The sequence below is a fragment of the Microbacterium sp. M28 genome, assembly GCF_025836995.1.
Taxonomy (GTDB): Bacteria; Actinomycetota; Actinomycetes; order Actinomycetales; family Microbacteriaceae; genus Microbacterium.
The window spans coordinates 1,241,321-1,254,904 of the sequence record NZ_CP107546.1; the positions used below are offsets into that span (position 1 = coordinate 1,241,321).

The window sequence follows — 13,584 nt, forward strand, 5'->3', positions numbered from 1 at the left end:
GAACCGCGCACCCAGATACAAAGGGAAGACAATGGCAGAACTATCGATCAGCCCCGACGTCATCCGTGACGCGCTGAAGGACTTCGCCGCCGCATACGAGCCGAGCGGCGCTGCGGCGACCGAGGTCGGCACGGTCATCGACGCCGCCGACGGCATCGCGCACGTCGAGGGACTGCCCGGCGTCATGGCGAACGAGCTCGTCACGTTCGGCGACGGCACCAAGGGCCTGGCCCTGAACCTCGACGAGCACGAGATCGGTGTCGTGGTCCTCGGCGACTTCACCGGCATCGAGGCCGGACAGGAAGTCACCCGTACGGGTGAGGTCCTCTCCGTCCCCGTCGGCGACGGCTTCCTGGGCCGCGTCGTCGACCCGCTCGGCACCCCGATCGACGGCCTCGGCGCGATCGCGGCGGAGGGTCGCCGCGAGCTCGAGCTGCAGGCACCAGGCGTCATGCAGCGCAAGAGCGTGCACGAGCCGCTGCAGACCGGCATCAAGGCCATCGACGCGATGATCCCCGTCGGCCGCGGTCAGCGTCAGCTGATCATCGGCGACCGCCAGACCGGCAAGACGGCGATCGCGATCGACACGATCATCAACCAGAAGGCCAACTGGGAGTCCGGCGACCCGACGAAGCAGGTCCGCTGCATCTACGTCGCCATCGGTCAGAAGGGTTCCACGATCGCCTCCGTGAAGGGTGCGCTCGAGGACGCCGGCGCGATGGAGTACACCACCATCGTCGCCGCTCCCGCCTCCGACCCGGCCGGCTTCAAGTACATCGCTCCCTACACGGGTTCCGCGATCGGCCAGCACTGGATGTACGGCGGCAAGCACGTCCTCATCATCTTCGACGACCTGTCGAAGCAGGCCGAGGCCTACCGCGCCGTCTCCCTCCTGCTGCGCCGCCCGCCGGGCCGCGAGGCATACCCGGGCGACGTCTTCTACCTGCACTCGCGTCTGCTCGAGCGCTGCGCGAAGCTGTCCGACGAGCTCGGCGCAGGTTCCATGACGGGTCTGCCGATCATCGAGACCAAGGCGAACGACGTCTCGGCGTACATCCCGACCAACGTGATCTCGATCACCGACGGCCAGATCTTCCTCCAGTCCGACCTGTTCAACGCCAACCAGCGTCCGGCGGTCGACGTGGGTATCTCCGTCTCGCGAGTCGGCGGTGACGCTCAGGTCAAGTCGATCAAGAAGGTCTCCGGAACGCTGAAGCTGGAGCTGGCGCAGTACCGCTCCCTCGAGGCGTTCGCGATGTTCGCGAGCGACCTGGACGCGGCGTCCCGCCGTCAGCTGTCCCGCGGTGCCCGTCTGACCGAGCTGCTCAAGCAGCCGCAGTACTCGCCGTACCCGGTCGAGGACCAGGTCGTCTCGATCTGGGCAGGCACCAACGGCAAGCTGGACACCATCGAGGTCTCCGACGTCCTCCGCTTCGAGCGCGAGCTGCTCGACCACCTGCGTCGCAACACGAAGGTGCTCGACACGCTGCGCGAGACGAACCTCCTGGACGACGCCACGGTCGCCGAACTCGAGAAGGCCACGGACGCGTTCATCCTGGAGTTCCAGGGCGGCAAGGGGCAGGCCATCGGCGCCCCGGGTCACGAGGAGCACGCTGCTGCGGCCGCCGAGGACGTCAACCAGGAGAAGATCGTCAAGGGTCGTCGCGCGTAACGCGCGGGGTACGCACTTATGGGCGCTCAACTCAGGGTCTACAAGCAGAAGATCTCTTCTGCTCAGACGACCAAGAAGATCACGAAGGCGATGGAGCTCATCGCGGCTTCGCGCATTCAGAAGGCGATGGCGCGCGTGCGCGCGTCATCTCCCTTCGCGCGTGCCGTGACTCGAGCCGTGTCCGCCGTCGCGACGTACTCGAATGTCGACCACCCGCTCACCCGTGAGCCCGAGACGATCCACCGCTCCGCGGTCGTGATCTTCTCGTCCGACCGGGGGCTGGCCGGTGCCTTCAACTCGCAGATCCTGCGAGAGGCGCTGGAGCTTTCGGAGCTCATCCGCTCCGAGGGCAGCGAGCCGGTGTTCTACCTGATCGGTCGCAAGGCGGTCGGCTACTTCCAGTTCCGTGGCATCGCCTCGGCCGCGGAGTGGACCGGCGACACCGACACCCCGCACTTCTCTACCGCTGAGGAGATCTCGGCCACGCTGCTCGAGGCCTTCTCGCGCGGTGGAGCCGGCGGGGGAGTGGATGAGATCCACCTCGTCTACAACCGTTTCGTGAGCATGATGACGCAGAGCCCGGAGACGGTGCGCCTGCTTCCGCTCGAGATCACGGAGTCGGACGAGTCGGATGCCGCGGGTGCCGTGTACCCGCTGTACGAATTCGAACCGGATGCTGAGACCGTGCTCGACGCGATCCTGCCGGTGTACATCCAGAGCCGGGTCTTCAACGCCCTGCTGCAGTCGTCGGCCGCCAAGCAGGCCGCGACGCAGAAGGCGATGAAGTCGGCCAGCGACAACGCCGACAAGCTCATCACCGACTACACCCGTCTGCGCAACAATGCGCGTCAGGCGGAGATCACGCAGCAGATCGCAGAGATCGTCGGCGGCGCCGACGCACTCTCGTCGAGCAAATAAGCACCTCAAGAAAGAGACGAAGATATGACCCCCACCGCCACAGCTGATGCTGCGACCGCGGTCGTCGGGCGCGTCGCACGCGTCACGGGCCCGGTCGTCGACATCGAGTTCCCGCACGACTCGATCCCCGAGATCTACAACGCTCTGAAGACCACGATCACGATCGGCGACCAGTCGACCGAGATCACGCTCGAGGTCGCGCAGCACCTCGGCGACGACCTGATCCGCGCCATCGCGCTGAAGCCGACCGACGGCATTGTCCGCGGCCAGGAGGTGCGCGACACCGGCGAGGCCATCTCGGTCCCCGTCGGCGACGTCACCAAGGGCAAGGTCTTCAACGTCATCGGCGAGGTCCTCAACGCCGAGCCGGGCGAGCAGATCGAGATCACCGAGCGCTGGCCGATCCACCGCAAGGCGCCGAACTTCGACCAGCTCGAGTCGAAGACGCAGATGTTCGAGACCGGCATCAAGTCGATCGACCTCCTCACGCCGTATGTGCTGGGTGGGAAGATCGGCCTGTTCGGCGGCGCCGGCGTCGGCAAGACCGTCCTCATCCAGGAGATGATCCAGCGCGTCGCACAGGACCACGGTGGTGTCTCCGTGTTCGCCGGTGTCGGCGAGCGCACCCGTGAGGGCAACGACCTCATCGGTGAGATGGAGGAGGCGGGCGTCTTCGACAAGACGGCCCTCGTCTTCGGCCAGATGGACGAGCCGCCGGGAACGCGTCTGCGCGTCGCCCTGTCGGCTCTGACGATGGCGGAGTACTTCCGTGACGTGCAGAAGCAGGACGTGCTGTTGTTCATCGACAACATCTTCCGCTTCACGCAGGCCGGTTCCGAGGTCTCCACGCTGCTGGGCCGCATGCCCTCCGCCGTGGGTTACCAGCCGAACCTCGCGGACGAGATGGGTGTGCTCCAGGAGCGCATCACCTCGACCCGTGGTCACTCGATCACCTCGCTGCAGGCGATCTACGTCCCGGCCGACGACTACACCGACCCGGCCCCGGCGACCACGTTCGCGCACCTCGACGCGACGACCGAGCTGAGCCGTGAGATCGCGTCGAAGGGTCTGTACCCGGCCATCGACCCGTTGACCTCGACGTCGCGCATCATGGACCCCCGCTACCTGGGCGAGGACCACTACCGCGTCGCCACCACGGTCAAGCAGATCCTCCAGAAGAACAAGGAACTGCAGGAGATCATCGCCATCCTCGGTGTCGACGAGCTCTCCGAAGAGGACAAGATCGTCGTGTCGCGTGCACGCCGCATCCAGCAGTTCCTCTCGCAGAACACCTACATGGCCAAGAAATTCACGGGTGTCGAGGGCTCCACCGTCCCGCTCAAGGAGACGATCGAGTCCTTCGACGCGATCGCCAAGGGCGAGTTCGACCACGTGGCCGAGCAGGCCTTCTTCAACGTCGGCGCTATCAGCGACGTCGAGGAGAAGTGGGCGCAGATCCAGAAGGAGAACGCCTGATCATGGCCCTGAACGTCAGCCTTGTCTCCGCGGATGCGGAGGTCTGGTCGGGCGAGGCGAGCCTCGTCGTCGCCAAGACCGTCGAGGGGGAGATCGGCATCATGACCGGTCACGAGCCCGTGCTCGCCATCCTCGCGCAGGGCGAGGTGCGCATCACCCGTGAGGACGGGTCCAAGGTGCTCGCCAACGCGCAGGACGGGTTCCTCTCCATGGAGGGCGACACCCTGACGATCGTGGCCGGTAACGCCGCGCTCATCGCCTGATCCGACCGATACACCTCTTCGAGGCGCCCGTCTCCGGTTCTCCGGGGCGGGCGCCTCGACGTTTCCGCTGTGGAAGTACCCATGAAGATCCTGCTCCCGCCGTCCGAGACGAAGCGCCCTGGTGGCGACCTGCCCGCTCTGCGCGTCGAGGACCTCGCGCTGCCCGCCCTGCGTGGCCACCGCGACAGCGTCATCGACGCGCTGGTGGACCTCGCCTCGGACGAGGACGCCGCACGCCGCGTGCTCAAGCTCAGCGCGCGTCAGCTCGGCGAGATCGCCCACAACCGTACGTTGCGGACGTCGCCGACCATGGCGGCGATCGATCGCTACACCGGCGTGCTGTACGACGCGCTGGACGCGCCGTCGCTGGATGCCGCCGCCCGTGCGCATCTGCACGATCACGTCCTGATCCATTCCGCTCCGTTCGGGCCTGTCGCGGCTCTCGACCCCATTCCGCTGTACCGGCTCGCCGCCGGCACGTCGCTTCCTGGCGTCCCACCGCTGCGGCGGCACTGGTCCGAGGCCTCGACCAGCGCGCTGGCGGGGGAGGAGGCACCCTTCGTGCTGGACCTGCGCAGCGAGGCCTACGTCGCACTCGGCCCGATTCCGGCATCCGTGCCGTCTGCGTACGTCAGGGTGGTGACCGACGCGGATGGGGCGACCCGCGCCCTCAACCATTTCAACAAGAAGGCGAAGGGCGCGTTCGTGCGCGCCTTCGCCGAGGACCGCGTCTCACCCTCCTCCGGGCAGGACCTTCTCGACTGGGCGCACTGGCGCGGCATCCGCCTCAGGGAGACATCCGAGGCCCGAGTCTGGGAGCTCGTCGCGGCGTCGTGAACAATGCGCGACATCCCGACCCGCCCGTGCGCCCCGAGTATCCGTCGCGCTAGGGTGGTGGGCGCGGCGTCGACGCGCCGAGTTTTCGAACCCGGAGGGGACCATGAGTTACTACGACGACTACAGCGGAGCCTGGGCTGCCGCGATCATCGGGACGTTCTTCGTCCTGCTGCTGATCTCGATCATCCCGTACGTGCTCTCGTCGATCTTCCTGATGAAGATCTTCGAGAAGGCGGGCGTCCAGGGCAAGTGGCGCGCGTGGGTGCCGATCTACAACACCATGATCCTGTTCAAGCTCGGCGACCTGTCGCCGTGGCTGATCCTCTACGGCCTCGGCGCCAGCCTGGTCCTCGGGATCCTCACGCTGATCCCCATCCTGGGCATCCTGTTCGCCATCGTGGCGTGGGTGGTCCCGATCGCCGTGTTCGCGCTGACGGTCATGGCCGCCTGGCGTGTGGGGCTCAAGCTGCAGAAGGATGCCGTCTGGGTCGTCCTGTTCATCTTCCTCGCACTGGTCTGGGAGGGCATCCTGGCCTTCGACAAGTCGCGCTGGAACACGAACGTCCCCGGGGCTCCATGGGCCGGCCAGAAGTTCCTCGCCGACGACACTGTCTGGGCGGGCGTCCCCACGCAGCCGAAGAACCCGCCGGCAACCGCGGGCTACGGTGCGGCACCCGGCTACGGTGCCGCCCCGCAGGGCTACGCTCCGCCCGCGCAGCCCGGCTACGGTCAGCCTGCTCAGCCCGGCTACCCGCAGCAGCCCGCGCAGCCCGGTTACGGTCAGCCTGCTCAGCCCGGCTACCCGCAGCAGCCCAGCGCTCCGGCGACTCCTCCGGCAGCTCCGCCCGCGGGCGCTCCCGGGAACCCGCCGGTTCCGCCCGCGCCCTCGGCCCCGGCCACGCCGCCGGCCGCACCGACCACGCCTCCCACCGCGCCGCCGGCTCCTCCGGCAGCCCCGCCGGCACCCCCGGCACCGACCGACCCGAACCAGCCGCCGGCCTGACCTGACGGACTGCCCACCCGAGAGCCCTCGATTCCGATCGGGGGCTCTCGGCGTATCCGGCGTCGGCCGCACCCCGGACGGGATAGCGTTGAGGCATGGCGTTCTCGCACTGTTCCGTGTCCACTACGATGTGTGGGAGTCCTACGGCCACCCGGATCGCCGTCGGAACACCGGAGGAATCTCGTGGGTGAGAGTACAGCGCACACGCTCGACGTCGACGATCGGTTCTCGCTGACGTGGGCGGGAGCGACGGATCGCGGTCGCCGACGCGACACGAACCAGGACGCGTTCCTGGCGGCGTATCCGCTGTTCGTCGTCGCCGACGGCATGGGCGGCCATGCTGGGGGAGAGATCGCGAGCAAGAGCACGGTCGATCGCCTGCGCTCGGTCGTGGAGAACGGGACGGTCGACTCGGAGTCGATCGAGAGCGCTCTGGCGCTGGCCGTCGCCGACATCGCCGCGCACCCCGACACGACCGATGAGGGGACCGGTACGACTCTGACCGGCGTCTACATCGACGTCACGGCGGATCCGCCCCGATGGGTGTCGTTGAACATCGGCGACTCGCGCGTGTATCTGCTGCGGGACGATCGGCTCGTGCAGATCACGACGGACCACTCCGTCGTCCAAGAGCTCATCGCCTCGGGTCGCCTCAGCCCCGAGGAGGCCGAGGGGCACCCGTACAGCAACGTCATCACCCGGGCCGTCGGGGCGAGCGAGCTGTTCGCACCGGACTACCTCGGAATCGAGATCCACGACGGGGATCGCTTCGTGATCTGCTCGGACGGTCTGACCAAGGAGCTCACCGACTACGGCATCCAGCACTTCCTGCGCGAACACGCCGACCCTGCCGCGGCGGTGGACGCCATGATGGATGCCGCGCTGGAGAACGGCGGTCGTGACAACGTCACTCTTATCGTCGTGCAGGTCACCGAGCACTCGCCCTCCACAGAGGCCTGATCGTCCCGATCCCGTTCTGAGCATGTGGACAGCGCGGTCCGAGTCGCGCTGAGGGTGTTCGCTGGGCTGCATGTCGTCCGAACCCCTCGCCCTGCCGTCGGCCGTGCAACCGCCGCGGCGCCCGCCGATACCCTTCGTCGCCGCACTGGTGCCCGTGGCTGCGGGGGTGCTGCTCTGGACGGTCACCGGGTCGATCCTGTCCCTGTGCTTCGCGCTGCTCGGACCGCTGATGATCTTCGGCTCTCTGCTCGACGGTCTCCGCCAGCGTCGACGGGAGACCAGGCGTCTGAGGTCCGAGTCCGACGCGCACTGGACCCGCGTCGAATCCGAGCTCGTCGAGCGGCAGGACGAGGAGCGCGCACGGCTGTGGCGGCGCCATCCCGATGTCGCGCACTGCCTGACGGCTGAGCCGTTGCACGAGGACAGGCCGGCGGATGCCGACACCCCGGTGGTGCTCGGTCAGGGCGAGCGGCCGAGCGGGATCCGCGTCACCGGTGCCGACGACGATCGAGGGCGGGAGATGCGCCGGCGCGCGTCGATGATCCCGGAGGCACCGGTGGTCGTTCCGCTCGGACGCGGCGTGTGCATCAGGGCTCCGCAGGCCGTCGGACTTTCGATCGCCCGTGCCGTGGTCGCGCAGTTGTGTCTGCGGCACCGGCCGTCGCGGCTGGCGCTGGCTGGTCCGGTGCCGCAGGGCTGGACATTCGCGCACGCCGGGACGGCGCCGCGCGGCGTCTGGACTGTCGGGATCGCGCTGGACGGCGCACCGGCCGCCGACTCCGTGATCTGGATCCGCGAGCCCGACGATGCGGTGCCGGAAGGCATCACGACCGTGATCGACTGCACGGACCCCGGAGATGCCACGCTGCGCACCGCCGACGGGGTGCAGCAGCTCTCGGCGGAATGCCTCTCCGCGGCGCAACTGGAGGCGATCGCGAACGCCAGCATCGATCGCTTCGTCGCCGACGCCGAGTTGCCGCGCCTCGTGCAACTCGGTGACCTCGCCCCGGTCGAGGACGGGGTCGGCCTGGCCGCCGCGATCGGACGCAGGCCGGAGGGGGAGCAGGTCATCGACCTGGTGACGGACGGCCCGCACGCGATGGTGACGGGCATGACCGGGGTCGGCAAGAGCGAGCTGCTCGTGACCTGGGTCGCCGCCATCGCTGCGACGCACGGACCGGACGACGTCGTGTTCGTGCTCGCCGACTTCAAGGGCGGCACGGCGTTCGATCCGCTCGCCGCGCTGCCGCAGGTGACGGCTGTTCTGACAGACCTGGACGAACAGGGGGCTCGGCGAGGCGTAGAGAGCCTCACGGCCGAGCTGCGGCGACGGGAACGCGTGCTCGCGGATGCCGGAGCGAGGGACATCGCCCACCCTGCGGTGCGGATGCCGCGTCTGGTCATCGTGGTGGACGAGTTCGCCGCGCTGCTCCAGGAGCACGCGGACCTCGGCGCCGTCTTCACCGACATCGCGGCACGGGGCAGGGCACTCGGCATGCACCTGGTCCTGGGTACCCAGCGCGCGGCCGGGGTTATCAGGGACGCGCTGGCGGCCAACTGTCCGCTGCGGATCAGTCTGCGCGTCGCGGATCCGGCCGACAGTCGGATGGTGATCGGTTCGGATGCGGCCGCAGAACTGCCGGGAGGGGCGCTGTCCCGCGGTATCGCGTTCGTGCGCCGGCCGCAGGATGCGGAGCCCGGTGCGATCCGGGTGGCGCTGACCGGACCGGACGACCTGCAGGCGATCGCGTCCCGCTGGGCGCATACGGAACGACCGGTCGGGCCGTGGCTGCCGGCGCTGCCGGCGAGACTCGCGCTCGAGCGCCTTCCGCGTGCGACCGACGGCGAGGTGGTCATCGGTCTCGCCGACGAGCCCCAGCGTCAGCGCCAGCCGGTCATCACGCTCCGCGCCGGACGGGAACGCGGGCTCGGCGTGGTCGGCGGACCGGGATCCGGCAAGAGCGCTCTGCTGCGGACGCTTCGCGCGCAGGACCCGGCGTCGTTCACCATCCCGTCCGATCCCGAGCACGCGTGGGACGCGCTGGCCATGCTCGAGCAGGGCGGGACGGATGCCGGTCTCATACTGTGCGATGATCTGGACCGGCTGCTCGCCGGGTATCCGACGGACTATTCGCTCGCGTTCGCGGATCGCCTCGAGCAGTTCGTCCGGGGTGCCGATGAACGGTGCGTGGTCCTCACGGCAGGGCGACCGTCCGGAGCTGCTTCGCGGGTGCTCGACGCGCTCCCCGAGCGGATGCTGCTTCGCCTGCCGACCAGAGGCGAGCACCTCGCGGCAGGCGGCGATACGGCGTCCTTCCTGCGTGATCGTCCACCAGGACGCGGTCATCTCGCTTCCCGGGAGGTGCAGGTGGCCTGGGTCCCCGTCGAGGAATCGATCGACGACGACCGGTGGGACGACGGCGAGCGGTGGCAGCCCCAGCGCCGTCTGGTCGGTGTCATCGGCAACGGCACGACGCGTCTGCTCGACGGACTGCGCGCAGCGTTGCCCGATTGGACCGTGCTCCCGGCCGGGCCGGCGTCACCCGGCGTGGATTCGGCGCCCGACTCCGTTCACCGAGCGCCCGACGCGGCAGCCGTCGGTCCGTCGGGATGCATCATCGTCGGCGATGGCGAGAGCTGGCAACGGGACTGGATCCGCTGGCAGCGCGTCCGTGCTGATGGCGAGGTGCTCGTGCTCGCCGAGTGCGCGGCTCAGCTGCGCACCCTCGTCGGCATGCGCGATCTGCCGCCGTACGCGCGCCCGCATCGGTCGCGCGCCTGGCGGGTGCTCGACGGCCGGCCCCCGTCCCGAGTCGTGCTGCCGCACGAGACGGGAGCCGGATGAGCGTACACGTGCGGGTGCGGCTCAGAGCAGATCGTCGACCGGCGTCACCGGTAGATCGTGTGCGGCGCCGACGCCGGCGCTGACGATCGCCCCTGCCGCGACGTTCAGGCCGACCGCGAGGGCCGGGTCCTTCGCCAGCGCCTGCCGCCATCCGCCTGCCGCGATCGCGCGGGCGTACGGCAGCGTGGCGTTGGTGAGCGCCGAGGTCGAGGTGTTCGGCACAGCGCCCGGCATGTTCGCCACGCAGTAGAAGACGCTCCCGTGCACGGCGAAGGTCGGATCGTCGTGCGTGGTCGGGTGGGTGTCCTCGAAGCATCCGCCCTGGTCCACGGCGATGTCCACGAGCACGCTCCCTGGCCGCATCTGCTCGACCATCGCGTTCGTGACCAGCTTGGGCGCTCGGGCGCCGGGAATGAGAACCGATCCGATCACGAGGTCGGAGTCGATGACGGCTCGGCCGAGATCCATCGGGTTGGACGCCGCCGTCTTCACGCGGCCGGCGAAGTGGTCGTCCAGCATCCGCAGCCGGGGGATGTTCGTGTCGAAGATCGTGACATCCGCTCCCATGCCGCTCGCGATCACCGCGGCGTTGGCGCCGGCGACACCACCGCCGATGACCGTCACGCGGGCGGGGCGTGTGCCCGGCACACCGGACATCAGCAGACCGAGACCGCCCTGCGAGCGCATCAATGTGTGCGCCCCCACAAGCGGGGCGAGTCGTCCGGCGACCTCGCTCATCGGCGCGAGCAGGGGAAGCCCGCCGCCGGCCAACTGGACCGTCTCGTAGGCGATGGCAGTCACCCCCGACGTCATGAGCCGCTCGGTGAGCGGGCGGTCGGCGGCGAGGTGCAGGTAGGTGAACAGCGTGAGATCCTCGCGGAAGTGCGCGTACTCGCTCGCGATCGGCTCCTTGACCTTCATGACCAGCTCGCCGCGCGCCCAGACCTCGGCCGGATCGTCGACGAGCACGGCCCCGGCGTCGGCGTACTCGGTATCCGGCATCGACGAACCGGCACCGGCGCCGGACTGCACGATCACCTCATGCCCGGAGCGCGCGAGATCGTGCACACCCGATGGCGTCAGCGCGACGCGGTACTCGTTGTTCTTGACCTCGGTGGGGACGCTGATCCTCATCGTGGCTCCTTTCCTCCCCTCCTCATCGAGGGGTTCACCGCCCCGGGTGGGGGCTCAGATGGCGCTGCCGGGGCGGATGACCCCGACATCGCTCCCGCCGCCGGTGATGGCGAGGGGAAGTGCTTCCGCCAGCGCCTGCACGTCCGCGTCGGCGAGGGCGCCGGCACGGGCGAGCAGGGTCGCGGCGACGATCGTGGAGGCGCGAGCCGAGCCGTCGAGCATCTTGAGCGCGACGGTGGCGCCGTTCGGGGCCACCATGACCATGACGCCCTCCGCGCCGCCCTTCGCGAAGACGCCCAGCTTCTCGATCGCGATCGTGTCGGGACGACCAGGGCCCTCGATGGTCCAGGGATTCTCACGGACGGCGCGCACGAGTGTGCCCGCGACCCGGTGCAGGGCGAAGGGGGAGCGCTCGGACGCCGAGCCGATGCGGTGGATCGCCCGCGCAAGGCCGGTGAGCGTCATCGCGTAGACCGGCGCACCGCAGCCGTCGATCGCCGTGTGCCCGACCTTCTCGCCGGTGAGGCGCTCGACCACCTCGCGGATGTGCGCCTGCAGCGGGTGCGTCGGATCGAGGTATCCCTCGGTCGGCCACCCGGTGGCGACGCAGGCCCGGAGCATCGCCGCGTGCTTGCCCGAGCAGTTCATCCGGATCCGGCTGGGCGAACCGTGATCGCGGACGAGATCGTCACGCGCACCGGCGTCGCTCGGCCACGCGGGCGGGCAGGCGAGGTCGTCCTCGTTCAGGCCTCCGGCGACGAGCACGTCACGGACGGTCTCGACGTGACGGTCCGTGCCGACGTGGCTGGCGGTCGACAGGGCCAACTGCTCGCCCTCGAGCGGTGCCCCGGCGGTGATGCACGCGACCGCCTGGAGCGGTTTGAGGCTGGAACGCGGAAGGATCAGAGCTTCCGCATTGCCGTGGCGGGCGATGACCTCCCCGTCAGCGGAGAGGACGACGGCGGCCCCGACATGCCGGGATTCGACGAAGCCGCTCCGTTCGACGACAGCGAGTTCGACAGCATCCGCAGCAGTGAGAGTTTCCAGCACGGCACAAGCCTAACGCGGGTGCCAGACTGGGGACATGAGCCTTGGCGAACACCACTACGAGCTGACGTCGACCTGGACGGGAAACCGCGGAACCGGGACCAGCGGCTACCGGGACTACGCCCGTGACGTCACGATCGAGATCGACGGCAAACCCGAACTGCTCGCCTCGTCGGACAAGCCGTTCCGGGGGGACCCTGGGCGCTGGAACCCCGAGGACCTGCTGCTCGCGTCGCTTTCGGAGTGCCACCTGCTGTCCTACCTGCACGCGTGCGTCACCTCCGGTGTCGTCGTCGTGTCCTACCGCGATCGGGCGACGGGCACGATGCGCGAGGACGGCGCGGGCGGCGGAGCCTTCACCGAGGTCGTCCTGCATCCGGAGGTCGTCGTCGCCGATGCGTCGATGATCGCCGCTGCCGAGCAGGCCCACGCGAAGGCCAACGCGTGGTGCTTCATCGCGAACTCGGTGAACTTCCCCGTGCATCACGAGGCGACGGTCACCGCGGCATCCGCCTGATCAGCGCCGCTCGTGCGGCAGCGCCTGCTTGATCTTCTCGATCGTGCCCTGCGCAGGCGCCTCGTTGTAGGCGTCGGCGAGTTCCTGTCCCGAAAGGGCGTGGATCGCGGCCATGATCTCGTCGGTCGCCAGGCGACGCGCCTTGCCACTGGATGCCGGGCCGTGCGCTGATACGTCGATCGGCGTGCCGAACTTCACGGTGATCCGCTCGCGCAGCGACGGCATTTTGGCGCCCTTGGGCATCACGCGGTCGGTGCCGATGAGGCCGACGGGGACGACCGGCGCCCCGGTCTGCAGTGCGAGGAAGGCGACACCCGTGCGGCCCTTGTACAGCCGGCCGTCGGTCGAACGCGTGCCCTCGGGGTACAGCGCGACCGTGAGCCCCTCGTCGAGCAGTACGCGCTGCTGCTCGAGGGCGTCGAGCGCCGCCTGACCTGCTCCACGACGCACGGGGATCGCCCCGATCGACTCGAAGAAGGTGCGGCTGAGCGCCCCCTTGATGCCGGTGCCCTCGAAGTAGCTGGACTTCGCGAGGAAGTGCACGGGCCTCGGCGCGGCGACCGGGATAGCGATCGAGTCGATGAACGACAGGTGGTTGCTCGCGAAGATCACCGGTCCGGTGGCAGGCACATTCTCCCTGCCCTCGACACGGGGGCGGTACACGAGGCGTGCCAGCGGGCTGATGACGGCACGCCCGAGGGCGTACGTGAAACCGGCGTGGCGGGGACTATCGGACTCTTCCACCGACGTTTCGGGCGCGTCGGACGGCTCAGAGGTCATCCGTTCAGCCTACGCCCGACGTCATTCCGTTACGGGAATGCAACGCTTCGCGCGTGGGCGCGCCGTGTCTCTCAGCGCGGGCAAAGGCGAATGCGCCAGGATGGGGGACGTTCCCATCCCTGACTCGAGGTT

Annotated in this window: 12 protein-coding genes; 9 read left to right on the top strand and 3 right to left on the bottom strand. The window is 69.0% G+C overall.

Annotation, left to right across the window (positions count from 1 at the left end):
- Window positions 1-31: 31 nt before the first annotated feature.
- From atpA to OED01_RS06170, 8 genes are all read left to right on the top strand, one after another.
- Window positions 32-1,672 carry a F0F1 ATP synthase subunit alpha gene (gene atpA / locus OED01_RS06135; RefSeq protein WP_264157491.1) on the top strand — a complete coding sequence of 547 codons (1,641 nt, stop codon included), beginning with the start codon at window positions 32-34 and terminating at the stop codon, window positions 1,670-1,672.
- Between the two features lie 18 nt (window positions 1,673-1,690).
- Window positions 1,691-2,590, top strand: coding sequence for a F0F1 ATP synthase subunit gamma (locus tag OED01_RS06140; protein ID WP_264157492.1), 900 nt, complete (start codon window positions 1,691-1,693; stop codon window positions 2,588-2,590).
- 24 nt (window positions 2,591-2,614) lie between these two features.
- Window positions 2,615-4,066, top strand: coding sequence for a F0F1 ATP synthase subunit beta (gene atpD, locus OED01_RS06145; protein ID WP_264157493.1), 1,452 nt, complete (start codon window positions 2,615-2,617; stop codon window positions 4,064-4,066).
- A 2-nt stretch (window positions 4,067-4,068) separates the two neighbouring features.
- Window positions 4,069-4,329, top strand: coding sequence for a F0F1 ATP synthase subunit epsilon (locus OED01_RS06150; protein WP_264157494.1), 261 nt, complete (start codon window positions 4,069-4,071; stop codon window positions 4,327-4,329).
- 81 nt (window positions 4,330-4,410) lie between these two features.
- Window positions 4,411-5,166, top strand: coding sequence for a YaaA family protein (locus OED01_RS06155; RefSeq protein WP_264157495.1), 756 nt, complete (start codon window positions 4,411-4,413; stop codon window positions 5,164-5,166).
- Between the two features lie 103 nt (window positions 5,167-5,269).
- Window positions 5,270-6,169 (top strand): DUF5684 domain-containing protein, encoded by a 900-nt coding sequence (locus OED01_RS06160; RefSeq protein WP_264157496.1) that lies wholly within the window; start codon window positions 5,270-5,272, stop codon window positions 6,167-6,169.
- 183 nt (window positions 6,170-6,352) lie between these two features.
- Window positions 6,353-7,129, top strand: a complete 777-nt coding sequence (locus tag OED01_RS06165) for a PP2C family protein-serine/threonine phosphatase (RefSeq protein WP_264157497.1) — start codon at window positions 6,353-6,355, stop codon at window positions 7,127-7,129.
- A gap of 70 nt (window positions 7,130-7,199) precedes the next feature.
- Window positions 7,200-9,974 (top strand): FtsK/SpoIIIE domain-containing protein, encoded by a 2,775-nt coding sequence (locus OED01_RS06170; protein ID WP_264157498.1) that lies wholly within the window; start codon window positions 7,200-7,202, stop codon window positions 9,972-9,974.
- Between the two features lie 21 nt (window positions 9,975-9,995).
- On the opposite strand, the gene ald is transcribed toward OED01_RS06170, so the two are convergent.
- Both ald and OED01_RS06180 read right to left on the bottom strand, forming a co-directional pair.
- Window positions 9,996-11,108 (bottom strand): alanine dehydrogenase, encoded by a 1,113-nt coding sequence (ald, locus tag OED01_RS06175; protein ID WP_264157499.1) that lies wholly within the window; start codon window positions 11,106-11,108, stop codon window positions 9,996-9,998.
- A 54-nt stretch (window positions 11,109-11,162) separates the two neighbouring features.
- On the bottom strand, window positions 11,163-12,158 hold the full coding sequence (locus OED01_RS06180) for an asparaginase (RefSeq protein ID WP_264157500.1): 996 nt from the start codon (window positions 12,156-12,158) through the stop codon (window positions 11,163-11,165).
- Between the two features lie 34 nt (window positions 12,159-12,192).
- Here OED01_RS06180 and OED01_RS06185 point away from each other — a divergent pair, with 34 nt between their 5' ends.
- Complete coding sequence (locus OED01_RS06185; protein WP_264157501.1) at window positions 12,193-12,672, top strand: OsmC family protein; 480 nt, start codon at window positions 12,193-12,195, stop codon at window positions 12,670-12,672.
- Here OED01_RS06185 and OED01_RS06190 read toward each other — a convergent pair whose 3' ends face one another.
- Window positions 12,673-13,452 (bottom strand): lysophospholipid acyltransferase family protein, encoded by a 780-nt coding sequence (locus tag OED01_RS06190; RefSeq protein WP_264157502.1) that lies wholly within the window; start codon window positions 13,450-13,452, stop codon window positions 12,673-12,675.
- Between the last annotated feature and the right edge of the window lie 132 nt (window positions 13,453-13,584).

What these genes read in the sequence shown, in the direction of transcription:
- atpA (WP_264157491.1), top strand. Translation starts at nt 32, where the DNA reads ATGGCAGAACTATCGATCAGCCCCGACGTCATCCGTGACGCGCTGAAG.
- OED01_RS06140 (WP_264157492.1), top strand. Translation starts at nt 1,691, where the DNA reads ATGGGCGCTCAACTCAGGGTCTACAAGCAGAAGATCTCTTCTGCTCAG.
- atpD (WP_264157493.1), top strand. Translation starts at nt 2,615, where the DNA reads ATGACCCCCACCGCCACAGCTGATGCTGCGACCGCGGTCGTCGGGCGC.
- OED01_RS06150 (WP_264157494.1), top strand. Translation starts at nt 4,069, where the DNA reads ATGGCCCTGAACGTCAGCCTTGTCTCCGCGGATGCGGAGGTCTGGTCG.
- OED01_RS06155 (WP_264157495.1), top strand. Translation starts at nt 4,411, where the DNA reads ATGAAGATCCTGCTCCCGCCGTCCGAGACGAAGCGCCCTGGTGGCGAC.
- OED01_RS06160 (WP_264157496.1), top strand. Translation starts at nt 5,270, where the DNA reads ATGAGTTACTACGACGACTACAGCGGAGCCTGGGCTGCCGCGATCATC.
- OED01_RS06170 (WP_264157498.1), top strand. Translation starts at nt 7,200, where the DNA reads ATGTCGTCCGAACCCCTCGCCCTGCCGTCGGCCGTGCAACCGCCGCGG.
- ald (WP_264157499.1), bottom strand. Translation starts at nt 11,108, where the DNA reads ATGAGGATCAGCGTCCCCACCGAGGTCAAGAACAACGAGTACCGCGTC.
- OED01_RS06185 (WP_264157501.1), top strand. Translation starts at nt 12,193, where the DNA reads ATGAGCCTTGGCGAACACCACTACGAGCTGACGTCGACCTGGACGGGA.
- OED01_RS06190 (WP_264157502.1), bottom strand. Translation starts at nt 13,452, where the DNA reads ATGACCTCTGAGCCGTCCGACGCGCCCGAAACGTCGGTGGAAGAGTCC.